The sequence below is a fragment of the Empedobacter sp. UBA3239 genome, assembly GCF_002362875.1.
GTDB classification, from domain to species: domain Bacteria; phylum Bacteroidota; class Bacteroidia; order Flavobacteriales; family Weeksellaceae; genus Empedobacter; species Empedobacter falsenii_B.
This window is the reverse complement of sequence record NZ_DEVJ01000051.1, coordinates 17,555-41,343: the sequence shown is the minus strand read 5'-3', so window position 1 is coordinate 41,343 and position 23,789 is coordinate 17,555. Positions and strand designations below refer to the sequence as shown.

General features: G+C 33.5%; 19 protein-coding genes. 9 read left to right on the top strand and 10 right to left on the bottom strand.

What is annotated here, in order from left to right; all coding sequences use genetic code 11:
• Nucleotides 1–61: 61 nt before the first annotated feature.
• Nucleotides 62–1,330 (bottom strand): OmpA family protein, encoded by a 1,269-nt coding sequence (locus B4G36_RS07440; RefSeq protein ID WP_291063071.1) that lies wholly within the window; start codon nucleotides 1,328–1,330, stop codon nucleotides 62–64.
• Between the two features lie 216 nt (nucleotides 1,331–1,546).
• Here B4G36_RS07440 and B4G36_RS07435 point away from each other — a divergent pair, with 216 nt between their 5' ends.
• From B4G36_RS07435 to B4G36_RS07420, 4 genes are all read left to right on the top strand, one after another.
• Nucleotides 1,547–2,482, top strand: a complete 936-nt coding sequence (locus tag B4G36_RS07435) for a ribose-phosphate pyrophosphokinase (RefSeq protein ID WP_038336277.1) — start codon at nucleotides 1,547–1,549, stop codon at nucleotides 2,480–2,482.
• Between the two features lie 45 nt (nucleotides 2,483–2,527).
• Nucleotides 2,528–3,112, top strand: a complete 585-nt coding sequence (locus tag B4G36_RS07430; RefSeq protein ID WP_038336278.1) for a 50S ribosomal protein L25/general stress protein Ctc — start codon at nucleotides 2,528–2,530, stop codon at nucleotides 3,110–3,112.
• A gap of 139 nt (nucleotides 3,113–3,251) precedes the next feature.
• Nucleotides 3,252–3,686 carry an RrF2 family transcriptional regulator gene (locus B4G36_RS07425; RefSeq protein WP_038336279.1) on the top strand — a complete coding sequence of 145 codons (435 nt, stop codon included), beginning with the start codon at nucleotides 3,252–3,254 and terminating at the stop codon, nucleotides 3,684–3,686.
• A 60-nt stretch (nucleotides 3,687–3,746) separates the two neighbouring features.
• Nucleotides 3,747–4,244, top strand: coding sequence for a hemerythrin domain-containing protein (locus B4G36_RS07420; protein ID WP_291063069.1), 498 nt, complete (start codon nucleotides 3,747–3,749; stop codon nucleotides 4,242–4,244).
• 105 nt (nucleotides 4,245–4,349) lie between these two features.
• Here B4G36_RS07420 and B4G36_RS07415 read toward each other — a convergent pair whose 3' ends face one another.
• The 4 genes from B4G36_RS07415 to B4G36_RS07400 all read right to left on the bottom strand — a co-directional run bounded on the left by B4G36_RS07415 (nucleotide 4,350) and on the right by B4G36_RS07400 (nucleotide 10,205).
• Nucleotides 4,350–5,408, bottom strand: a complete 1,059-nt coding sequence (locus B4G36_RS07415; protein ID WP_291063067.1) for a glutaminyl-peptide cyclotransferase — start codon at nucleotides 5,406–5,408, stop codon at nucleotides 4,350–4,352.
• A 54-nt stretch (nucleotides 5,409–5,462) separates the two neighbouring features.
• Nucleotides 5,463–6,011 (bottom strand): crossover junction endodeoxyribonuclease RuvC, encoded by a 549-nt coding sequence (gene ruvC, locus B4G36_RS07410; protein ID WP_291050598.1) that lies wholly within the window; start codon nucleotides 6,009–6,011, stop codon nucleotides 5,463–5,465.
• A 30-nt stretch (nucleotides 6,012–6,041) separates the two neighbouring features.
• Nucleotides 6,042–8,591: a phosphoenolpyruvate carboxylase gene (locus tag B4G36_RS07405; RefSeq protein WP_291063065.1), complete on the bottom strand. Its 2,550-nt coding sequence runs from the start codon at nucleotides 8,589–8,591 to the stop codon at nucleotides 6,042–6,044.
• A 102-nt stretch (nucleotides 8,592–8,693) separates the two neighbouring features.
• Complete coding sequence (locus B4G36_RS07400) at nucleotides 8,694–10,205, bottom strand: GH3 auxin-responsive promoter family protein (protein WP_291063063.1); 1,512 nt, start codon at nucleotides 10,203–10,205, stop codon at nucleotides 8,694–8,696.
• Nucleotides 10,206–10,257: 52 nt separating this feature from the next.
• On the opposite strand from B4G36_RS07400, the gene B4G36_RS07395 reads away from it, so the two are divergent.
• The 5 genes from B4G36_RS07395 (at nucleotide 10,258) to thrC (ending at nucleotide 16,599) form a co-directional block, all read left to right on the top strand.
• Nucleotides 10,258–11,049 carry a DUF2797 domain-containing protein gene (locus tag B4G36_RS07395; protein WP_291063061.1) on the top strand — a complete coding sequence of 264 codons (792 nt, stop codon included), beginning with the start codon at nucleotides 10,258–10,260 and terminating at the stop codon, nucleotides 11,047–11,049.
• A 153-nt stretch (nucleotides 11,050–11,202) separates the two neighbouring features.
• Complete coding sequence (locus B4G36_RS07390) at nucleotides 11,203–11,631, top strand: hypothetical protein (RefSeq protein WP_291063059.1); 429 nt, start codon at nucleotides 11,203–11,205, stop codon at nucleotides 11,629–11,631.
• 217 nt (nucleotides 11,632–11,848) lie between these two features.
• On the top strand, nucleotides 11,849–14,302 hold the full coding sequence (gene thrA / locus B4G36_RS07385; protein WP_291063058.1) for a bifunctional aspartate kinase/homoserine dehydrogenase I: 2,454 nt from the start codon (nucleotides 11,849–11,851) through the stop codon (nucleotides 14,300–14,302).
• Between the two features lie 3 nt (nucleotides 14,303–14,305).
• A complete protein-coding gene (locus tag B4G36_RS07380; protein ID WP_291063056.1) occupies nucleotides 14,306–15,289 on the top strand; it encodes a homoserine kinase in 984 nt (327 codons plus the stop codon).
• 2 nt (nucleotides 15,290–15,291) lie between these two features.
• Nucleotides 15,292–16,599 (top strand): threonine synthase, encoded by a 1,308-nt coding sequence (gene thrC, locus B4G36_RS07375; RefSeq protein ID WP_291063055.1) that lies wholly within the window; start codon nucleotides 15,292–15,294, stop codon nucleotides 16,597–16,599.
• A gap of 73 nt (nucleotides 16,600–16,672) precedes the next feature.
• On the opposite strand, the gene ilvA is transcribed toward thrC, so the two are convergent.
• From ilvA to ilvD, 5 genes are read right to left on the bottom strand one after another with little or no spacing between them, the layout of a single operon-like run.
• A complete protein-coding gene (gene ilvA, locus B4G36_RS07370; protein WP_291063053.1) occupies nucleotides 16,673–17,956 on the bottom strand; it encodes a threonine ammonia-lyase IlvA in 1,284 nt (427 codons plus the stop codon).
• 52 nt (nucleotides 17,957–18,008) lie between these two features.
• Nucleotides 18,009–19,490: a ketol-acid reductoisomerase gene (gene ilvC, locus B4G36_RS07365; protein ID WP_291063051.1), complete on the bottom strand. Its 1,482-nt coding sequence runs from the start codon at nucleotides 19,488–19,490 to the stop codon at nucleotides 18,009–18,011.
• A gap of 41 nt (nucleotides 19,491–19,531) precedes the next feature.
• On the bottom strand, nucleotides 19,532–20,125 hold the full coding sequence (gene ilvN / locus B4G36_RS07360) for an acetolactate synthase small subunit (protein ID WP_125348895.1): 594 nt from the start codon (nucleotides 20,123–20,125) through the stop codon (nucleotides 19,532–19,534).
• A gap of 6 nt (nucleotides 20,126–20,131) precedes the next feature.
• The gene (ilvB, locus tag B4G36_RS07355; RefSeq protein ID WP_291063049.1) at nucleotides 20,132–21,892 is read right to left on the bottom strand and encodes a biosynthetic-type acetolactate synthase large subunit; all 1,761 of its coding nucleotides are present in this window, start codon (nucleotides 21,890–21,892) and stop codon (nucleotides 20,132–20,134) included.
• Entirely contained in the window at nucleotides 21,825–23,516 is a 1,692-nt protein-coding gene (gene ilvD / locus B4G36_RS07350) for a dihydroxy-acid dehydratase (RefSeq protein WP_291063047.1), read from the bottom strand. Before ilvD ends, ilvB begins: the two co-directional genes overlap by 68 nt.
• Nucleotides 23,517–23,789 lie beyond the last annotated feature (273 nt).

Sequence of the window (23,789 nt, the reverse complement as noted above, 5' to 3'; positions counted from 1 at the left end):
AATAGATAATCAAAAAAATGAAAAAATCTATCCCTGATTAATATCTTAAATTAAGAGAGAATTATTTTACTCTGAAAACAACTCTTCTTGCTAATTGATGAGAAGAAACTTGAGAGTTTTTGAACTCTTTATCTTCACCTTCACCAATAGTAGTTAATTGAGAAGCATCAGCTCCTTGGTTAACTAAAATTGCTTTAACATTTTCTGCTCTTCTACGAGATAAATCTTTATTGAAAGCATCACCTCCTACTGGATCAGCGTAACCTAAAATCTCAATTTGAGCATTTGGTTTAGCTTTTAAGTACTCAGATACAAATTTGATACCTCCTACAGATTGTTGGTATGGTTTGTCAGAATTGTAATCAAAGTAAACATTGATAATACCTGAATTAATCATTTGCTCTAAGAAATCAGCATCGTTAACGATAGTTGTATTTCCTCCTGCATTTTGTTTGATATATTCTTCAATATTATCTGGGATTCCGTTTCCGTTGTGGTCGATAGTAACACCTTTTGTGTCAACTACTGCACCTGGAGCTGAATCTGGTTCTTGATCTAAGTAATCAGCAACACCATCTCCGTCAGTATCTTTTAACATTTGTTCGATGTTAGCAATACGATCTTCTAAGTCAGAACGAGATGGTTCGTAAACCCAGTCAGCGTGTTTTTCATTTTTACCTAAGTAAAATGTTAAACCTAATGTCGCGTTCCATAAAGAACCATCAAACCCTCTACTTGCAGAAGTATTAGATGACTGTCCGTCCCATGTTGTTTTTTGACGAATAGTTTTTGAATAAGATAAATCTCCTGTTAAAACAAGTCTATTTGTCAATTTAACTTGTGGAGTTAAACCTAATGAAACTAATCCCATTTCGTCGTTATCATCTAATAAGCCAGATGATTCTCCCTTAGTAGCATCATTGTTCATAAAACCATAACCAACACCACCATGAGCTAATAACCCAAACGTGTTTGTCCAAGTTTCAAAATTCATCATTCGTCCTAAGTTAGCAACTCCTGATAAATCAACACGGTAGAAATTTGATCTAAAATGTTTAGAACCTTCTCCTTCCTTCAAACGGTCATAACCACCTGATAATTTAAGACCAAATTTGTTATTAAACATATAACGAATACCAAAGTTTACATTATAAAAACTTGGAGTTTCATTATAGTATCCATTTGTAAATGGAACTGTAGCCTTATTTGCACCAGCTTGTGCTTCAATAGACCACTTGTTGTAATCGTTGTTAATTGTTTCAGTAGTTTCTTGCGCGTGAGCAAAAATTCCTAATCCAATTACACTTAATAGGTATGAAATCTTTTTCATGAGGATATATTTAATTACAAAAATTATATAAATACTTAATAACGAAATGAATAATTTACCGAAAAAAACAATAAGTAATTAAAGTCATATTTTCTGAAATTATTAAACATGTTAAAAAATTAACACAATAACTGTGCCGAAATTAATTTTCATTTTTCTTGTACCATGTTTGAATCATTTAAATTATTTTTGCATAAATATTTCCCAAAACAAACAATGGAACAATCAGCATTTCTTTTTTCGACCAGAGGATCATTAGAATTAGCACAAAAAATTGCCGATCAATATGGTCAAGAACTTGGTAAATCTAAAATTGTAGAATTTAGCGACGGAGAATTTGTACCCGCTTTTGAACAGCCAATTCGCGGAGCTCGCGTTTTCTTAATTGGTTCTACAATGCAACCAACAGACAATTTAATGGAATTACTTTTAATGTGTGATGCAGCAAAACGCGCATCTGCTAAAAGTATTACAGTTGTTATTCCTTATTTTGGTTTTGCTCGTCAAGATCGTAAGGATGCGCCACGTGTGCCAATTGGAGCAAAATTAGTTGCAAAAATGTTAATGACAGCTGGAGCAACTCGTGTAATGACTATGGATTTACACGCTGATCAAATTCAAGGATTTTTTGAAGTTCCTGTTGATCATTTATTTGCTTCAACAATTTTTGTTGAATACATTAAAGGTTTAGGTTTAGATAATATTTGTATCGCTTCTCCAGACATGGGAGGTGCTAAACGTGCAAATACATATGCTAAATACCTTAATGCAGATATCGTAATTTGTCATAAAGAACGTAAAGTTGCTAATCAAGTTGATAGCATGATGTTAATCGGTGAGGTAGAAGGTAAAAATGTTATTTTAGTGGATGACATGATTGATACAGCGGGTACACTTGCTAAAGCGGCTGAATTGATTATGGAAAAAGGAGCAAAATCTGTTCGTGCAATTGCAACGCATGGAGTTTTATCTGGACCAGCTTATGAGCGTCTTGATAACTCTCTATTAACGGAAATTGCTATAACTGATAGTATTCCATTAAAAAATACTTCCGTATCTAAAATAAAAGTATTATCTTGCGCTCCGCTTTTTGCTGATGTTATGCATTTAGTACATAGCAACAAATCTATTAGCCAACGTTTTGTTATCTAATGATTTAACTTAAAATTAAATTATTTTTATTATATACATATTATTATGAAGTCAATTACAATTCAAGGTGTAAAAAGAGAAGACTTAGGTAAAGTGGCTACACGTAACCTACGTAATGCTGAACAAGTACCTTGTGTGGTTTACGGTTCTGGAGAGCCTATCCACTTTTCAGCTGATGAAAAAGCATTCAAATCATTAGTTTACACTCCAGATGCTCATACAGCAACTATTGAGTTAGCTGATGGAGCTAAAATTCAAGCAATTTTACAAGACATCCAATTCCACCCAGTAACGGATAAAATCTTACACGTAGATTTTTACCAATTAAACGAGGACAAACCAGTAACTATGGAAGTACCAGTTCGTTTAGTAGGACGTGCTCGTGGTTTAGTAGCTGGTGGAGTTTTACGTTTCAACATGCGTAAATTAAAAGTTCGTGCTATTCCAGCAAACTTACCAGACGAAATCGAAATCGATATCACTCCAATGAGAATCGGTCACAAAATGTATGTGGAAACATTGAAAAATGATAACTACACATTCGCTCATCCAGATAACGCAGTAGTAGTAGCTATTCGTACTTCTCGTAACGCTGTTAAGGATGCTGATCAAGACGAAGACGAAGATTAAGAAATTTTCTTTTCAGATAACATTAAACCACTCATTTTTGAGTGGTTTTTTTATTTTTAAAAATTTAATAAGATAAATTTGTCCGAATTAAAATTAGTTGTATATTTGTTTCATAATTTATAATGAATAAAAGAAATTAATGTTTTCTAAAGCGTGCGAATATGGAATTAAGGCTTGTGTGTTTATTGCACAAGAATCTGTAGAAGGAAAGAGAGTCAATTTAAAACAAATTGCAAATTCGATTAATTCTCCAGAAGCTTACACAGCCAAAATTCTTCAACAATTAGTTAAAGCAAATGTGATTTCATCTGTTAAAGGAAAAATGGGAGGTTTCCAAATGGATGCAGCGCATTTAGAAGATATCAAATTAGTGAATATCATCAAAGCGATTGATGGAGATGGTCTTTATCACAGTTGCATTTTAGGTTTAGTAGAGTGCGATGCTAACAAACCTTGTGCTTTACATAGCCGTGTTTTTGCAATTCGTAATGATTTGCGAGGAATGCTAGAAAAGACATCGATGTTTAATTTGATTGATGATCTAGAGAAAGGAATTGCTTTTCTTAAGCATTAAAAAAATTTGATTTAAAATAAGATAAAAATATCCGATTATCCGAATTAAAAAATTACAACAATGAACCTATTAATAGAACTTCCTCAAAGAACTGCTTCTCAGATGAGTTATACTGTAACAGTAAATCTAAATGAAGCGTGCGAAAGGCATCATAAAACATTATTTTTTTGTTGGAATATTCGTGCTGGAATAGATAAAGGAGTCGATATTCAACGAATTGTTGATTATGTAAATTGGTATGGGGAAAAAGTATTATTCAAAAAATTTGAGATAGAAGAAAATTACTTGTTTTCGCTTTTAGATGAAGATCATTACTTGGTAAAAAGAGCATTGAAAGAACATAGACGTTTGAGACGCTTGTTTAAAATAGATGCAAAAAATCCGATGAAAAGTTTGATTTATATCGAAGAAGAATTGGATTTGCATATCAGATTTGAGGAGAAACAAATGTTTCCTGAATTTGAGAAAAATGCAACACAAAAAAAGTTAAAAGTAATTAAAGAACAATTTAATTCACTTTTAACTAACACAGATTGGAAAGATCAATTTTGGTTATAGATCTTTATAGCTAAAAATTTTTACTTATAATTTTTTAGATGATTTTTGAAAAGAAAAGCTCGATTTTGCAGGTCGAGCTTTTTGCTTTTTTATGTGTTAAGGAAATTATTTCTTAATCTTCACTTCAAAGATTTTGTCCCAAAGCTTTCCAGTAACTAACATATTTCCGTTGTCTTTGAAAGCGATTCCGTTCAATTCTTGCGCTTGTGGATTTCCTTGTTTTCCTTTCAATTCAGCAAAATTAAACTCAGCTTTTACAGCGCCAGTTTGCGGATCTATTACCACGATATTACTGTTATCTGCGTGTCCAGATTTTAGGTAAACATTTGCATAAATTAAACCATCGTGATACTCAATTTCATTCAAATAACTATATGGTTGTGTGCTATCAAAAGCTTGAACAGTTCTAAGGTAGTTAAATTTCTCATCGAAGAAATGAATACGTTGCGAACCTTCTGTTACAGCTAATTCTTTACCAATTGTAGTAATTCCCCAACCTTCGATAATTTGAGCTGGCATATCAAATTTTTCAACTTGATTAAAGTTTAAATCATATTTATAAATGACACGATCTTGCCATGTTAATTGATAAATAAAACCATTCAGTTCTGTAATTCCTTCTCCAAAAACATCGTCTTTGATTTGATATAATTTTGTAGGTTCAGTTGCACCCAATTTATATTCAATCAAACGTGTATTTCCTCCACGAAGTCCAGTTCCTTCGAAAATATTTCCGTTTTTGAAATAAAAACCTTGCGTAAAATAATCAGGGTTATGTGGATAAGTTCCTACAATTTCATAATTCCATTGCGCAGCCGGCTCCTTTGCATAAACCACAAACGTAAAATCGCGCGAATTTGTTTCTTCTTCTCCTTTGAAGAATTTCAAATTAACCGTATGATTTCCTAATCCAATTGTTTTTCCGTCAATCGTAAAATCAGCAGGAACTTCTTGTCCATCCACCGAAACAACAACTTTCGTAATTCCATCTAAATTAGTTAAAGGAATATCGATTTTGTCGCCAATTTTGTATTTATTTTGTTCAATTTTCGAAACAATTTCAGTGATTGCAGTATTGTTTTTTCCAGTCGAATCTTTACAAGAAAATAACACTGAAGAGAAAACTGTTGCACAAACTGAAGCAGCGATTAAATATTTTTTCATTTGATGTGTTTTATGTTTTACGAATTAGGTTGCTAATTCTACTACAAATATATTTTATTTTGTTCGATTCGGATTATTTTTTACAAAGGCATCCCAACTCGAATATGAATTTGACGTCCCAGTTGTTTTACCCGAATTTAGATAATGACAAACCGCAACGGCAAGACCATCTGTGGCATCCAAACGTTTTGGAATTTCTTTCAATCCAAGTAAATGTTGTAACATGCCCGCAACTTGCTCCTTCGAGGCATTTCCGTTTCCGGTAATCGCCATCTTAATTTTTTTTGGCGCATATTCTACCACAGGCATATCGCGATGCAAACAAGCGGCTATACAAACACCTTGCGCACGTCCAAGTTTTAACATAGACTGAACATTAACGCCAAAAAACTGCGCTTCAATGGCTAATTCATCAGGATGATATTGATCGATAATGGCTAAAGTTTTTTCGAAAATCTTTTTCAATTTCGTTTGCTGATTCGGAAATTTATGCAACAATAATTCGTCTAAAGTAATCAACTTTATTTTGTTGTTTTTGACTTCAATCAAACCAAAACCCATCACCATTGTTCCAGGATCTATCCCTAAAATAATCTTTTCCATCGTTGCGAAGGTATTAAGATATTCTGAAAATTAAGCCGAATTTCGACTCGCATTAATATTTCCGAATAACGAACGCATTACAATTTGCTCATAGACTGATTTGAACTCACTTTCGTGATGAATTTTGTTCAACGCAAATTGTTGAATCGTTAATAATGGTAACACAATTTTTTCGCGCATTTGTACCGAAGATTTGTTCAATGGTTCGTCTTGCATCAATTCTGTGTAACCTGAAATTTCTAAACATAATGCTTTTGATAATTCAAATTCATCATGCAAAATATTCCAAAATTCACCATATTCAGGATCATCTTTCATATAAGAAGTTAATGGAAAATAAGTTTTTTCCATCGACATCATACTATTCTGAATCAACGTTTTGAAGAAGCTCGAATTTTTGAATAAATCTTTTACATCTTCTAAATGACCTTGTTTTTTCAATTCATTTATAGCCGTTCCAACACCAAAATATCCTGGAACATTTTGTTTTAATTGACTCCAAGAACCCACAAATGGAATAGCACGCAAATCATCGAACTCTAATTTTTTATCACCACCTCGTTTACTCGGACGGCTTCCGATATTCGTTTTCCCATAATAGTTAAGCGTACTCATATTTTCTAAATAAGGTAAAAATGAAGGATGCGCTTTCAAATCTTCGTATTTCTGATAACTAATTGTGGCTAATTTATCAATCAATACACGTTCATCAGGTGAAATCTGACTTGTGCTTGTCGAGAAAACATCCGAAATAATTCCAGCCGTGTACAATTGTTCAAAATTATATTTTGCCTGCGGCATTGTTCCATAATTCGACGTAATTGTTTGCCCTTGAATCGTAATTTGAATTTCGTGATTCGCAATTGTTTTCCCTTGAGAAGCATAAAATTCGTGTGTTTTTCCACCGCCACGTGCAGGAGGTCCACCACGACCATCAAAGAAAATAACTTCGATTTGATTTTTATCCGAAACATTCGAAAGGATTTCTTTGGTACGATAAATTTCCCAATTTGCTTTGATGTAACCACCGTCTTTTGTTCCGTCCGAAAAACCTAACATAATCGATTGACGCTGTTTTCTACGTTCTAAATGTTGTGCATAAATTGGTAGATTATACAATTTATTCATCGTATTCTCAGCACCATCTAAACCTCTAATCGTCTCGAAAAGTGGCATAATATCAAACTTAATTTCGTCATCTTTGTAACCACAAAATTTGAATAAAGCGTAAACATTTAAGACATCGAAAATGGTTTCAGAATTTGAAATAATGTATCGGTTAACACCTAATTCGCCATTTCGTTGCTGAATCGTTTTTAATTGATAAACATTTCTGATTGTATCGACGACAATATCATCTTCAAAATCTTCAGGCTTAGCTGTAAAAGAAGGATTTGTTAACAAGTCGATTTGTTCTGCTTCACTTAAATCTTTCAGATTAATTCCAGTATATTTTTTAACAATTTGGTTAATTACTTTTTGATGAACACGCGAATCTTGACGAATATCCAACGAAGCAAAATGTAACCCGAAAATATCAACACGCGTGATAAAATCGTCCAAAATATCCGAGAAAATTCCGTTGTGTTGTTCAATCAAAATTGTACGAATAGTTTGTAAACGCGTCTTGATTTCATCAATTGTAATTGTTCCATTTTCATTGAACATATTTTCGTAAATCAAATTACTCAACGCTTTCAAAGGTTCTGTAACATGCTTGAATGTTAATCTACGTTGAACAATTTTAAGATGATTGTAATAATTTTTTAAGATACTTGTACGCAATAAACTTGCAACTTTCCATGTAATTTCTGCTGTTACAAACGGATTTCCATCGCGATCGCCTCCAGGCCAAAAACCTAATTGAATAACAGGAGATTTTAGAGGTTCACTTTCTGTAAAAAACAATTGGTTGATTTCGTTGTATAATCGTCCAATTGTCTGATAATATACATTTCTCAAATAATAAATAATAGAAACAGCTTCATCGTAAGGAGTTGGTTTTTCTTCGTTGATAAAAGGTGTTTTTCCTAATTGTTGCAACAATAAATCAATTTTACTTACCGAATCTTGTTGAATTGCGTCGCGTAAATCTTGAATAATTTGTTGAACATTTGTCGGATAAAACTGCGTTGGATGTGCTGTAAAGACAACTCTCGTCACAAAATCTTCGATTCTGGTTTTTACTTGCTCCATTTTACCTTGCGCCTGTGCAATATGGTAAATGCTTTCCAAACTTCCTTTTTCATTTTCGGAATGTAATGACGGAAATGCAGCATCTTCGATACTATCAAACAAAACAACTTGTCGCTCGATGTATTGTATCATTCGAAACATCAAATCGATTTGCTCTTGTTCGGTTTTTAAATCAGTGTATTTCTCAAAAAAATTGTTGATGATTTCATTTGGCGATTTTCCTTCCGGTAAACCTTTTTGACTTTCATTATACAAAAACGGAATCAACGATCCGATGTTTTGCATTTTTTCGTAGGGCAGACTCATAAAGAGGCTGTTGTAAATTTGAAACTTATTTTCGACAATTTGGTGGAATTTAAGTTCAGATAAATTCGTACTTCGCATTAATAGGTATTTTTTCTCTTAATAGTAAATTTACTTGTTTCGAGGTAATTATCCTATTTATTTTAAACCAAAAAAAGAGAATCATATTGATTCTCTTTTTTATTATGATCGATTATTTAATTCAATTAATGGTTCTATAAATTCGCGTGTGTTTGCTAGCCTCGGAACTTTATTTTGTCCACCTAACTTACCACGTGAAGCCATCCATTCGATGAATAATTTTTTGCGAGCTTTGTGTACAATTGGGCGATTAAGCGTCATATTATTGTAACGTTTTGCTTCGTAATCCGAATTAACTTCTTGCAAACCTTTATCTAAACATTCAATAAATTGCTCAAAATTTTCAGGTTCTTTATCAAATTCGATTACCCATTCATGCGCGCCTTTTTCTTTCCCTTGCATAAAAATTGGACCAGCACTATATTCAGAAACAATTGAATTTGTTTGATTACAAGCGCGTTTCAAAGCTTCTTCGGCATTTTCTATCATCAATTCTTCGCCAAATGCATTGATATAATGTTTTGTTCGTCCAGAAACAACAATTTTGTGTGGATTTTTAGATGTAAAGCGAACTGTATCACCAATAATATAGCGCCATAAACCTCCATTTGTTGTAATCACTATGGCGTAACTTTTACCAACTTCAACTTCTTCAATTGTTAAAAATCGTTGATTTGATGAACCAAATTCTTCCATTGGAATAAATTCGTAAAAAATTCCGTTGTCTAATAATAACAACAAATCTTTACTATTTAATTGATCCTGAATTCCAAAAAAACCTTCAGACGCATTATATAATTCGAAATAATTTAATTTTTTCTGAGTAATTAAATTATAATTTTCTGCATAAGGTTTGAAGCTAATTCCACCATGAAAAAACACTTCGAGATTTGGCCATAATTCGTCCAAATAATTCTTTCCAGTTTCGGATAATAATTTATTCAACACAACTAACATCCATGAAGGAACGCCAGTTAAAGAACCAACATCTTCATTTTTTGTTGCATTGATAATCGCATTCATCTTCACATTCCAATCAGACATTAAAGAAATCTCACGATTCGGAATATTTTTCATCTCAGCATAAAAAGGTAAATTATCAATCAGAATAGCTGACAAATCACCAAAACGCGTATCATATTTTTGATAAAGTTCACTACTTCCACCAATTCTTAAGTTTTTGTGCATAAAAATATCCGTTTCGGGATAAGCGTTTAAGTACAATGCAAACATTGTTTTTCCTGCTGCGTAGTGACAATCTTCTAAGGATTCATTACTAATCGGAATAAATTTACTTTTGGCATTTGTTGTTCCAGAAGATTTCGCAAACCATTTTATTTTTCCATACCAAGTAACATCTTTCTCTCCTTTTCTTGCTAATTCAATATAAGGTTGAAAATCCTCGTAATGTACCGCAGGGACTTGCTCTTGATATTTATGTGTCGTTTTGATTTCGTCAAAATGAAATTCTTTTCCGTAAATAGTCGATTTGGCTTTTTTGATATTCTCAAATAACACACGTTCTTGCGTACCAACTGGATTTTTGATACTTTCCTCGATGATATTCATTCGGCTACGCATCATAATTTCCATAATCTTATTGACTATTCCCATCCGCTAAAAGTTTTGTAGATTTACACAAAATTAATTAAACTTTTTTAGGAAGATGCAGTTTGAAGGACAAATTCGTAAAATGACAACTGAAAATGGAATGCCAATCAATTATTATTGGAATTTCAAGAATGATTTTATTGTTATGAATCAATTGTTAGGAAAAAAAATCAAGATTAACTTTGATCACTACGAATGTTTAAACTGTCACGAGGACAAAGAGATTTATCAGATGGGATATTGTAAAGATTGTTTTTTTACAATACCAGAAGCTAATCCAAGTATCATCAATCCAGAACTTTCTACGGCACATTTGGGAATTGTGCAACGTGATTTAGAGTTTGAAACGAAATTCGAATTGCAACCGCATATTGTGTATTTGGCAAATTCATCAGGAATAAAAGTTGGTGTAACTCGTTTAACGCAAGTGCCGACACGTTGGATCGATCAAGGAGCTTCAGAAGCTATTATTATTGCGCGAACGGATAATCGTTACGAAGCTGGAATGATAGAGGTTTCGTTGAAAAATGTTATTGCTGATAAAACAAATTGGCAAAGAATGTTGAAAAATGATGTGCCAGAAATTAATTTGTTCGAAAAGTATCACGAAATCAGAAATGAAGTGAATCCAGATTTTCAACAATTTTTGGTTGATGAGCCAGAAGTTTGGAAGTTAGAGTATCCAGTTTTATCTTTTCCAGAAAAAGTAAAATCATTAAACTTGAAAAAAACGCCAGAAATAGAAGGTGTTTTGAAAGGAATAAAAGGTCAATACTTGATTTTTGAAGACAATACCGTTTTCAATGTTCGAGGTCACGAAGGTTTTTATGTGAATTTTGAAGTGTAAAATTCATTTTACAATAAAAGATATTCAAAAGTCGATTCTATAACAGAATCGACTTTTTTGTTTCTATCTATTTGATTTCAATAAAAATACTTGTTTTTCATCTTATTTATTTTTACATTAGTTATAATCAATTAACACAAAAAAATAGGAATTATGAAAGCAAGTGCATTACTTATGGTTGGCGGTATTTTGGCTTTAACAGCATGTAATAAAAAATCAGATTTGCCAGATTATAAGGTGAAAGAAGCCGTTTTAGATGTTTACAAATACAGGGCAGATAAACCAGATTCACTTTTTTCCAAAGTAGAAGTCGTAAATGTGGATGATTTGAATGCGGTGGTTAAACAATATGGACCAGTTGATGTCTACAACTTTGAGAAAATGACGCCTCTTGAAGATGGTGACAAAACAGTTTACGAAGCAGTTTATAAAGTTTCTTTTAAAGGAGCTGAAGGAACAGAAACGTTTAAAGTACGAAAAATTGATAAGTTAGACGGAATTGTTGTTGGCTATGCAAGTGATGTAAAACCTATAGTTGCTCAGTCAGATTCTTTGGCTCTTAAAAAGGATTCGGTGAAATAAATATAAAAAAAATAATAAATACGTAATGATTTATTGAAAAAGTTTGTATATTCGTTATCAATAATGAAACAAAACGGATTAAATACAATCATTTCAATTACGACGACTTCTAGTGTTCACACTTAGAGGAGTCTTGTTATGTATTTAATTCTAAAAAAATAATGCAAAAGCATCTTCTCAAAAGGAAGATGCTTTTTTTATGATCAAAATTTAAATTATGAAAGTTTTAAAATTCGGAGGAACATCAGTCGGATCGGTAGAAGGTATCCGCGCGGTCGTAGAAATTGTTAAACAGGAAAAGCAACAAAATAACTCGATTATTTTGGTTGTGTCTGCTATTTCTGGTTTGACCAATTTATTAACCAAAATGTCTGAAGAAGCTTCATCAGGAAATTTTGATGAAAATGATTTAAAACTTTTTCAAGACAAACATTTCGAAATTGTAAAATCTTTAATCGATGTGCCGAATCAAAATCCGATTTTAACAAAATTAAAATTGTTGATGAATGAGTTGGAAGCATTATTAGAAGGGGTGGAAATTCTGAAAGAATTAAGCCCTCAAACAAAAGATTTGATTTTGAGTTTCGGTGAAAGATGTAGCGCTTTATTAATTGCAAAAGTAATGCAAGAACATGTTGGAGATTCATTGGGGATTAATGCATCAGATTATATTTTGACTGATCATAATTTTGGCCAAGCAAATGTTTTCGAGGAAAAATCATTTCAGAATATTCAACAATTAGCAAAAGATTATTTGGATAAATTATTAGTTGTAACAGGATTTATTGCTGCTAATGAAGAAGGGCGAGTAACAACTTTGGGAAGAGGTGGTTCTGATTACACTGCGGCTTTGATTGGTGCGGCTTTACATGCAGAACAAATTGAAATTTGGACAGATGTAAATGGAATGATGACGGCTGATCCTCGTTTTGTAAACAAAGCTTTTTCGTTAGAGAATTTATCCTATACAGAAGCGATGGAATTGTCGTATTTCGGTGCAAAAGTGATTTATCCACCTACAATGGCTCCGGCTTTTAAACTTCGAATTCCGATTTTAATTAAAAATACATTTCAGCCAGATTTTGAAGGAACAAAAATTCAGTTTGATTCGCAACCAACAGAGTTTCCAATCAAGGGAATTTCGTCGATCAAAGATATTGCATTAGTCAATATAAAAGGAAGTGGTTTGGTTGGTAAATTGGGCTTTAGCGGGAAACTTTTTTCACTTTTAGCGCAACATCATATCAACATTGTGTTGATTACGCAATCTTCGTCAGAGCATAGTATCACGCTTGCGATTCATCATAACGAAGTCGAAAAAGCAAAGCAATTAATTGAAGAAGAGTTTTGTCTAGAAATTGCGGCAAAATGGTTGGAGCCAATTGAAGTTGAAGAAAATCTCGGAATTATTGCAATTGTTGGAGAAAACATGAAGAAAACAGTTGGTGTTTCGGGAAAGCTATTTTATGCGTTAGGACGAAATGGAATCAATGTCAGAGCGATTGCGCAAGGTTCTTCGGAGTATAATATTTCGGTTGTGATTAGCGAAAATGATTTGTCAAAAGCTTTAAATGCGGTGCATGATGCGTTTTTTAATCATTTGAAAAAAACAATTCATGTTTTCAATGTTGGAGTAGGAAATATTGGTTCGACATTTTTAAATCAATTAGAAAAACAGAAAGATTTTTTAGCAAAAAATAATGATATCGAAATAAAATTGGTCGGAATATCAAATTCAAAAAAAATGATGTTTGATGAAAACGGAATCAATTTGTCGAATTGGAAAAATGAATTAGAAAATTCTTCTTCACCAGCTGATTTGAATGAATTTATCCAAAAAATGAAACAGTATAATTTACCAAATTGTGTTTTTGTTGATAATACAGCGAGTTCTGATTTGCCAAATTATTACAAACAAATTTTTGAAAGCAGCATTTCGGTTGTAACATGTAATAAAATTGCGAATTCTTCTTCTTATCAAGAGTATAAAAACTTGAAAGAAACGGCTCGAAAATATGGGATTGATTTTCTTTACGAAACAAATGTTGGAGCAGGTTTACCGATTATTAGTGTGTTGAAAGATCTACGAATGAGTGGAGATCAAATCCTGAAAATTGAAGCGATTTTATCAGGAACAATTTCGTATATCTTTAATCATTTTAAAGGTGAAAATACATTTGCCGAAGTTGTAAAAAAAGCGCAAGAATTAGGTTATACAGAGCCAGATCCTCGAGATGATTTGAGCGGAATAGATTTTATGCGAAAGATGTTGATTCTTGCTCGTGATAATGGTTACGAAGTGGAGGCAGCAGATGTGAAAATTGATTCTATTTTGCCAAAATCCTGTCTAGAAGCTGTAACTGTAGAAGATTTTTATCAAGAATTAGTCAATGAAAATGATTATTTCGAAAAGATAAAACATCAATCAGAAGAGGAGCAAAAAGTGATTCGTTACATCGGGATCTTAGAAGATGGAAAAATATCAATTTCGTTAGAGTTGGTTGACAATCAACATCCGTTTTATGCCTTGTCTGGAAGCGATAACATTATTTCGTTTACAACAGTGAGTTACAAGGAACGTCCTTTGGTTGTGAAAGGCCCTGGTGCTGGCGCGGAAGTTACTGCGGCTGGCGTTTTTGCAGATTTAGTTAACATTAGTTCAATACGATAAAAGATGAATCAAATAATCGAAAATAAATATAAGCTTGATCAAGCGAAGTTTTTAGAAAAAGTACACGTTTTTGCTCCTGCAACAGTTGCGAATATGATTTGTGGATATGATATTCTGGGCTTTGCGGTGGATTATCCAGGTGATGAGGTAATCATGAAAAAGACAGAAAAATTAGGAATCGAAATTCGAACAATTACAGGTGACGAAGGAAAATTACCTTTAGATGCAATGAAAAATACAGTTTCTCATTCGGCATGGAAATTATTTTGTGATTTGGGTTTACAAGATTCTTTTGGATTATCGATAGAATTACACAAAAAAATGCCAATTGGAAGCGGTTTAGGTTCAAGTGCGGCGAGTACGGTTGCTGGACTTTTTGCATTGAATGAATTATTAGGAAAACCACTTTCTAAAAAAGATCTTTTACCTTATTGTATGGAAGGCGAGCGTTTGGCTTGTGGCGCTGCTCATGCGGATAATGTTGCGCCATCGTTGTTTGGTGGAATTACGTTGATTCCTTCTTATGAGCCGATTCTGGTGCGTTCTTTACCTGTTCCTGAAAATTTATATGTCACACTGATTTACTCAAAAGTAGAAGTGCCAACAAAGGATGCGCGCAAATTAATTAAAGATAAAGTGCAATTGAGTAAAGCAATAAAGCAATGGGGAAATATTGCAAGTTTGGTTGCAGCGCTTTATGAGAATGATTACGAAGAGATTGGTCGTTCGATGCAAGATGATATTGTCGAGCCCAATCGTTCTTTATTGATTCCATATTTTAATGAAATGAAAAGTATTTCGCTCGAAAATAATGCATTAACATTCGGGATTTCTGGTTCTGGACCAACAGTTATGGCGTTATCTAAAAGTAAATTGGATGCAGAAAATATTGAACAAAAATTAAATAATTTTTTGACGATAAAAGAAATTGAACATTTATCATTTGTTTCTAAAATCAATCAACAAGGACCTTACATTAAACACTAAAAATGGAATTATATAGTACAAATAATCATAATAATAGAGTCGATTTTAAACAAGCCGTTTTTCAATCTTTGCCAGAAGATAAAGGATTGTATATGCCTTTGTCGTTACAAAAAATAGATGATGAATGGATCAATTCGATTGAAAATTATTCATTTCAAGAGATTGCGAAAAAGGTTACAAATCATTTATTAAAAGATGATTTTTCTGAAGAAACGATTAATAATTTGATTGATGAGGTAATCAATTTTCCTGCGCCTTTGGTGTTTTTAGAAGATGATTTAGCTATTTTGGAATTGTTTCACGGACCTTCTTTTGCGTTCAAGGATTTTGGAGCGAGATTTATGAGTCGCGTGATGGCACATTATTCGAAAAAAGATAATCAATTGTTAGATGTTTTGGTGGCGACTTCTGGTGATACAGGAGGCGCTGTCGCACTCGGTTTTCTGGGAGTAGAAGGAACGCGAGTAACGATTTTGTATCCAAAAGGAAAAGTGTCGCCGATACAAGAATTGCAATTAACAGCGAACGGAAAAAATATTCGTGCAATAGAAATTGACGGAACTTTTGATGATTGTCAAGCCTTGGTAAAGCAAGCTTTTTTAGACAAAGATTTAATGAAAAATCTAAATTTAACCTCAGCAAATTCGATTAATATTGCTCGCTTGATTCCACAATCTTTCTATTATTTTGAGGCTTTTGCTCAAGCAAAAAGAAAAGGTTTTGAGAAAGTATCATTTGTTGTTCCGAGTGGGAATTTTGGGAATATTACGGCTGGTATTTTGGCTTCAAAATTAGGATTGGAAGTGGAACAATTTGTTGCGGCTACAAATGCGAATGATACTATTCCGTCGTTTTTAGAAACTGAAAATTATCAACCAAAACCTTCTGTACAAACGTTATCGAATGCAATGGATGTTGGAAATCCTAGTAATTGGGTTCGCGTGATGGAATTTTTTGAGCAAGATATGGAGCAATTAAAATCAAAAATGGTTTCGAAAGCTTTTTCTGATGTTAAAACTGCAAATGCAATTGTAGAAATTAATCAACAATACAATTATATTGCTTGTCCGCATACGTCGATAGCGTGGTTGGCAGCGAAGGAATATCAAGTGAAAAAACAAGAAGATAAAGAGTTGGTAGTGTTTTTATCGACTGCGCATCCGTGTAAATTTCCTGAAGTTTTTCCGAAAGAAATACAAGATAAAATTGTCTATCCAAAAGAAGTCGAAGAATTGAAATTGAAACAATCGAATAAAGTTGAAATGAACAATAATTTTGATGAGTTAAAAAATTGGTTGTTGAATAATTAATAAATTAAAAAGCAAAGTTTCTAACTAAATAGAAGCTTTGCTTTTTTTGAATAATATATTAATGATGGAAAACTTATCCAATCATTAATGAAAAAAGTGTGTTGTCTGTGTTAAGATATTGATAATCGAAATGATGATTTTCTAATCTAAAAATTAAACCATCTAAATCTTCTTTTTTGTCTAATTCAATGCCAACTACTGCTGGACCTGTTTCTTTGTTGTTTTTTTGCGTGTATTGGAAATAGGTGATGTCATCATTTTCACCCAAAACTTCGTTCACTAATTCTTTCAAAGCGCCGGCACGTTGAGGAAAATTGATAATGAAATAATGTTTCAAACCTTCATATTGCAAACTTCTTTCTTTTATTTCCTCCATTCGCGTAATGTCGTTGTTGCTTCCGCTAAGTACGCAAACCACATTTTTTCCTTTGATTTCTTCCTTGAAAAAATCTAAAGCCGAAACACTCAAAGCGCCTGCTGGTTCTACAACAATTGCATCTTCATTGTACAAACGCAAAATGCTCGAACAAACTTTTCCTTCCGGAACTGCGCAAGTTGTTTCTAAACCTTCTGCACAGATTTTGTATGTTTTTTCACCTGCTTTTTTTACAGCTGCACCGTCCACAAAAGGATCAATCTTCGCTAATGCAACAGATTTTTTTTGTTTGATAGCTTCTGCCATACTTGCTGCTCCACTCGGTTCTATACCAATAATTTTGGTGTTTGGACTAAGTGTTTTCATCACAGAAATAACGCCAGATGCTAAACCTCCACCACCAATTGGCACGAAAATATAATCGATTGGTTGATCGCATTGATTCAAAATTTCTAATGCAACTGTTCCTTGTCCTGCAATTACTTTTTCATCATCAAAAGGATGAATAAATGTAATATTTCCTTCTTGCGATAATTGATGTGCAAAAGCCGATGCATCATCAAATGTATCGCCATGTAAAATAATTTCGATTTGATCTTTACCAAACCATTTTACTTGTTTTATTTTTTGTTGAGGTGTCGTTGTAGGCATCACAATTTTACCTTTGATGTTTAATTGTTGACACGAATACGCCACACCTTGTGCGTGATTTCCTGCACTTGCGCAGATCACACCATTATTTTTTTCTTGTTCTGATAACTGAACGATTTTATTATAAGCACCACGTAATTTGTACGAACGGACGACTTGTAAATCTTCTCGTTTTAGATAGACATTCGCATCAAATTGACGACTTAAATTTTCATTGAAATCGAAAGGAGTGTTTTTGGCAACTCCTTTCAAATTCATTTGTGCTAAGTTTACTTCGTCAAGCGAAACGCCTAAGGTCTCAGTTTTTTCATTTCTAAGTCCATTTGCCATAATTCACTGTTTGTTAGTTCTGTTAACTTTTTTTTGTAATCTTGATGTTTGACTACACCGTTTTTATCGTTTTCATAGCAGTCATTGCTTTACGAAGTTTTTTTCCTACAGTTTCGACAGGATGATTACGTAAAACATCATTTATATGTACCAATGTCGCATTGTCAACAGCATTGTCTTTTCCTTCGTTGTAATTTTTACCGACAACGTCTACGTTTACTTTTGCCATGAAATCTTTTAACAAAGGTTTACAAGCTTGATCGAAAAGATAACAACCGTATTCTGCTGTATCAGAAATCACTCGATTCATTTCGAATAATTTTTTACGCGCAATTGTATTCGCAATCAATGGTGTTTCATGTAAGGATTCGTAATAAGCAGATTCAGGTTTAATACCGGCTTCTACCATTGTTTCGAAAGCTAATTCAACTCCAGCACGAACAAAAGCAACCATTAATGTATAGTTGTCAAAATATTCTTGTTCTGTAATATTTGCATCGCCAGCTGGTGTTTTTTCAAAAGCAGTTTCACCAGTTTCAGCTCTCCATTTTAATAAGTTTTTGTCATCATTTGCCCAATCTTCCATCATTGTTTTACTAAATTCACCCGAAATAATATCGTCTTGATGTTTTTGGAACAATGGACGCATAATTTCTTTTAATTCTTCTGATAATTCAAAAGCTTTTACTTTAGCAGGATTGCTTAATCTATCCATCATACCACTAACTCCACCATGTTTTAAGGCTTCTGTAATTACTTCAACTCCATATTGAACTAATTTTGAAGCGTAACCAGCATCAATTCCGTTTTCAACCATTTTATCGAAAGAAAGAATAGAACCTGTTTGTAAAAGACCACATAAAATGGTTTGTTCTCCCATTAAATCTGATTTTACTTCTGCAACAAATGACGATTTTAAAACGCCTGCTCTGTGACCACCAGTTCCTGCACAATATGCTTTTGCTTGATCAAAACCTTTTCCTTCTGGATCATTTTCTGGGTGAACGGCAATTAATGTTGGAACTCCGAATCCTCTTAAATATTCTGCACGAACTTCCGAACCTGGACATTTTGGAGCAACCATTATCACCGTGATATCTTTACGAATTTGCATACCTTCTTCTACGATATTGAATCCATGAGAATATAAAAGTGTAGCACCTTGTTTAATAAGTGGTTGAACAGTATTGATAACTTGCGTATGTTGTTTATCTGGTGTTAAATTCGCTACTACATCAGCATTTGGGATTAATTCCTCGAAAGTTCCTACTGTAAAATTATGACTTGTTGCATTTTTCCAAGAATCTCTTTGTTGTTCAATCGCTTCTTTGCGTAACGCGTATGAAACATCTAAACCGCTGTCTCGTAGATTTAATCCTTGGTTTAATCCTTGCGCACCACAGCCTACAATCACAATTTTTTTGTCTTTTAATGCGTCTGTACCTTTTGCGAATTCTGAGTTATTTAGAAATTCTGCTTGTCCTAGTTGATATAATTGATCTCTTAATGATAGTGAATTAAAGTAATTAGTCATTTTTGTTTTTTTAATAAAATTATTTGTTGAATTGTTTGTCTTTACATTGTGAAAACTGAGGTTCCTTCGTTTAGGAATTCATTTTCGATTACTTCTTTTGATGGCTCGTCTTTTTCGAATTGTAATAATTTTTCATGGAAACCAGCACTTGCTTTTATAATGGCTATTCTAGCTCCTCGAACAAATTCTATTAAGCCATATTTAGTCAGCTCTTGTGTTAGATTATCAATTTCCTCACGATGACCAGCTGTTTCAAAAACTGTATAATCATTACGGATTACGACTGTGTTTGCACCATATTGACGTAGCAAACGTTCTACATATGCCTTCTCTGCAATAATATTAGTTGGCACTTTGTATAAAGCTTGTTCTTGCCAAATTAATTCATCATTATTATTGAAATAAGCTTTAAGAACATCTATTTGTTTCTCAATTTGCATGCAAAGTTTTCGAACAACTTCTTCAGATTCTTCAATAACAATTGTAAATCGGTGTACATTTTCTATTTCTGATGGAGAAGTACTTAAACTTTCAATATTAATTTTTCGTCGAGTAAAAATTCCTGCAACTCTTCCCAAAATTCCTATGGAATTTTCTGTATATAGCGTAATTGTATATTCTCGTTTTGAGTCCATAATCATTTATTTTAATCTAATTTCAGAAACACTTGTACCTTGTTCTACCATAGGAAATACATTGTTTTCTTTTCCTACCATTACCTCTAAAAGATAAGAACCATCATGTTCTAACATTTCTTTTAATGCATTTTTCAAGTCGTTTCTTACTTCTATTTTTTGACCTTCTATTTGATAAGCTTTTGCAAGCGCAACAAAATCTGGACTTGTAATATCTACGAATGAATAGCGTTTGTCGTTGAATAATTCTTGCCATTGACGAACCATTCCAAGGAAGCTATTGTTTAGGATTAACATCTTTACTTTTGCTCCAAATTGCATAATAGTTCCCATTTCTTGTAAAGTCATTTGGAAACCACCATCACCACAAACCATAACAATATCTTTTTCTGGTGCTCCATACCACGCTCCAATTGCAGCAGGTAAACCAAATCCCATTGTTCCTAATCCTCCTGATGTAACCAAAAGCTTAGAATCTTTGAATTTCGCATAACGACAAGCCGACATTTGATGTTGCCCAACATCTGTAACAATTACGGCTTCTCCGTTTGTTAACTCATTTAATGTGTTGATAACTTCAGCCATAGACATTACATCAGTTGTTGGATAGAATTCTTTATCAATAACTTCTGTACGTTCTTCTTTTTCGAGATCTCTAAATTCTTTTAACCAATCGGTATGTTCATTTTGATTAATCAAATTAGTTAATAACGGAAGTGTTTTCTTGCAATCTCCCCAAACAGGAACAGCAACTTTTACATTTTTACCAATCTCTGCTGGGTCAATATCAAGATGGATCACTTTCGCTTGTTTTGCATATTTGTCTAAGCGTCCAGTTACGCGGTCATCAAACCTCATTCCTATGGCAATTAATACATCGCAATCATTTGTTTTTACATTCGGCGCATAATTTCCATGCATTCCTAATAAACCAACATATTGTGGGTGATCGGTATCCAAAGAACTTAATCCCATTAAAGTTGTAGCCACTGGAATTCCCGATTTTTCTAAGAAATCTTTTAACTCTTGTTCTGCTTTTCCAAGTAGAATTCCTTGACCAATAATTGCAAATGGTTTTTTTGCTTGATTTATAAGTTCTGCAGCAGCCTTTATATATTCAGTTCTTATTTCTGGATCTGGTCTATAACTACGAACATGTGTGCATTTTTCATATTTTTTCTTTTCGATAAGTTGTATTTGAGCATTTTTTGTAATGTCAATCAACACAGGTCCCGGTCTTCCCGAGTGAGCAATATGAAATGCTTTTGCTAATACATGATTTATTTCTTCTGCATCAGTAATTTGATAATTCCATTTCGTGATAGGATTAGTAATATTGATAACGTCAGTTTCTTGAAAAGCATCCGTTCCTAAAAGAGAAGCGAAAACTTGCCCTGTGATACATACAATAGGATTGCTATCAATCATGGCATCTGCAATTCCAGTGACTAAATTCGTTGCGCCTGGACCACTCGTGGCAAAAGCTACACCTACTTTTCCTGAAGTTCTTGCATAACCTTGCGCAGCGTGAATGCCTCCTTGTTCATGACGAACTAAAATGTGTTCTAATTTATCTTTGTAATCATACAAAGCATCATATATAGGCATAATTGCGCCACCAGGATATCCAAAAACTGTTGTAACTCCTTCGGACAATAAAGCGTTAATAATCGCTTGTGAACCTGAAATTTGAGTTGGTTTATTGGTCAGTAAGACATCCTTCTGAAGCGTTTCCGACTTGCTTTGCGTATTTGTATAAGACTCCATTTTTTACTTTTAATGCGGGTTGTTTCCAGTTATTTTTTCGATTTTCTAATGTTTTTTCATCAATCAAAAGGTTTAATTCATTTTTGTTGATGTCAATTTCGATGAGATCATTATTCTCGACTAATGCGATTGGACCTCCTTCAAAAGCTTCTGGTGTTATGTGACCGACGACAAATCCGTGTGTTCCTCCGCTAAAACGTCCGTCTGTAATCAAAGCGACTTTATCTCCTAATCCAGCTCCGATAATTGCCGATGTTGGTTTCAACATTTCTGGCATTCCAGGACCACCTTTCGGACCTTCATTTCGAATGACAATAACGCTTCCAGCTTTGATTTGTAAATCTTCGATTGCTTTTAAAACTTCAACTTCGCTATTAAAAACTTGTGCTTTTCCTTTAAAATAAAAACCTTCTTTTCCAGATATTTTAGATACCGATCCGCCAGGAGCAAGGTTTCCGTAAAGCATTTGTAAGTGTCCAGTTTTTTTTATGGGATTAGATAATGGACGAATAATATTTTGTTTAGAGAAATCTAAATCAGGAACCGACGCTAAATTTTCGGCTAATGTTTTTCCAGTAACCGTTAAACAACTTCCATCGATTAAATCCTCTTGTAACATATACTTTAAAACAGCAGGAACTCCACCAACTTTACTCAAATGTTCCATCAAGTATTTTCCACTAGGTTTTAAGTCTGCTATTACTGGTGTTTTATCGTTAATTGCTTGTATATCGTCTAATGATAATTTGATATTCATAGTCGCTGCAATTGCTAATAAGTGCAAAACAGCATTTGTGCTTCCGCCTAAAACAACAATTGTTTTGATAGCATTTTCTAAAGAATTCTTCGTGATGATATCACTTGGTTTAATATCTTTTTCTAATAAAATTCTTAGATAATGTGCCGCAGTTGTACATTCGTTTTTCTTTTCTTGACTAAGAGCAGGGTAAGACGAAGAATAAGGTAAACTCATTCCCATTGCTTCAATCGCCGCTGCCATTGTGTTTGCTGTATACATTCCGCCACAAGCACCTGGACCAGGACAAGCATTCTGAATGATTCCACAAAAATCTTTGTCATTAAGATTTCCGTTTAATTTTTTTCCTAATGCTTCGAAAGCAGAAACAATGTTTAATTCCTCTTCTTTGTATTGTCCAGGAGCAATTGTTCCACCATAAATCATGATTGAAGGACGGTTTAAACGTCCCATTGCCATAATTGAGCCAGGCATGTTTTTGTCACAACCTGGTATTGTGATTACGCCATCGTAAAAGTGTCCTGCACAAACAGTTTCGATAGAATCTGCGATGATTTCTCTACTTACCAAAGAGTAGCGCATTCCAGAAGTTCCGTTGGTAATTCCATCGCTAATTCCGATAGTATTGAACTTCAATCCGATTAGGTTTTCGGCTTTCATTCCGTCTTGTACCAACTGCGCAAATTGATTCAGATGCATATTGCAAGTATTTCCATCGTACCCCATACTTGCAATTCCGATTAGTGGTTTTTTAAGGTCTTCGTTAGTTAAGCCAATCCCATGTAACATCGCTTGTGACGCGGGTAAAGTGTCATCCTGCGTAACGGTTCGGCTGTGTTTGTTTAGTGCTTCGTTGTTGTTTTTCATCACTGTTTATTTGACATTGTTTGTATTAAAAACATAAAAAAAGCCACCTTAAATTAAGGTGGCTCATAAAAAATCGTTCAAAAAATTCGTCATAAAACCACCTTTCCTAATCGTAAGACCAAGACTAAAATAATAATGATAATAATGACGAAATTGTTTTGCATAATATTGTTTAATTAATTTTTCTCCATAAAAAAAGCCACCTCGTTAAGAAGTGGCTTTAATTGTTATTTTGTACGTACACAACTAATTACCACTCCTTGGAATAAGAAT

Coding starts and splice junctions, on each gene's coding strand:
- B4G36_RS07440 (WP_291063071.1), bottom strand. CDS start 1,330: ATGAAAAAGATTTCATACCTATTAAGTGTAATTGGATTAGGAATTTTT.
- B4G36_RS07435 (WP_038336277.1), top strand. CDS start 1,547: ATGGAACAATCAGCATTTCTTTTTTCGACCAGAGGATCATTAGAATTA.
- B4G36_RS07430 (WP_038336278.1), top strand. CDS start 2,528: ATGAAGTCAATTACAATTCAAGGTGTAAAAAGAGAAGACTTAGGTAAA.
- B4G36_RS07425 (WP_038336279.1), top strand. CDS start 3,252: ATGTTTTCTAAAGCGTGCGAATATGGAATTAAGGCTTGTGTGTTTATT.
- B4G36_RS07420 (WP_291063069.1), top strand. CDS start 3,747: ATGAACCTATTAATAGAACTTCCTCAAAGAACTGCTTCTCAGATGAGT.
- B4G36_RS07415 (WP_291063067.1), bottom strand. CDS start 5,408: ATGAAAAAATATTTAATCGCTGCTTCAGTTTGTGCAACAGTTTTCTCT.
- ruvC (WP_291050598.1), bottom strand. CDS start 6,011: ATGGAAAAGATTATTTTAGGGATAGATCCTGGAACAATGGTGATGGGT.
- B4G36_RS07405 (WP_291063065.1), bottom strand. CDS start 8,591: ATGCGAAGTACGAATTTATCTGAACTTAAATTCCACCAAATTGTCGAA.
- B4G36_RS07400 (WP_291063063.1), bottom strand. CDS start 10,205: ATGGGAATAGTCAATAAGATTATGGAAATTATGATGCGTAGCCGAATG.
- B4G36_RS07395 (WP_291063061.1), top strand. CDS start 10,258: ATGCAGTTTGAAGGACAAATTCGTAAAATGACAACTGAAAATGGAATG.
- B4G36_RS07390 (WP_291063059.1), top strand. CDS start 11,203: ATGAAAGCAAGTGCATTACTTATGGTTGGCGGTATTTTGGCTTTAACA.
- thrA (WP_291063058.1), top strand. CDS start 11,849: ATGAAAGTTTTAAAATTCGGAGGAACATCAGTCGGATCGGTAGAAGGT.
- B4G36_RS07380 (WP_291063056.1), top strand. CDS start 14,306: ATGAATCAAATAATCGAAAATAAATATAAGCTTGATCAAGCGAAGTTT.
- thrC (WP_291063055.1), top strand. CDS start 15,292: ATGGAATTATATAGTACAAATAATCATAATAATAGAGTCGATTTTAAA.
- ilvA (WP_291063053.1), bottom strand. CDS start 17,956: ATGGCAAATGGACTTAGAAATGAAAAAACTGAGACCTTAGGCGTTTCG.
- ilvC (WP_291063051.1), bottom strand. CDS start 19,490: ATGACTAATTACTTTAATTCACTATCATTAAGAGATCAATTATATCAA.
- ilvN (WP_125348895.1), bottom strand. CDS start 20,125: ATGGACTCAAAACGAGAATATACAATTACGCTATATACAGAAAATTCC.
- ilvB (WP_291063049.1), bottom strand. CDS start 21,892: ATGGAGTCTTATACAAATACGCAAAGCAAGTCGGAAACGCTTCAGAAG.
- ilvD (WP_291063047.1), bottom strand. CDS start 23,516: ATGAAAAACAACAACGAAGCACTAAACAAACACAGCCGAACCGTTACG.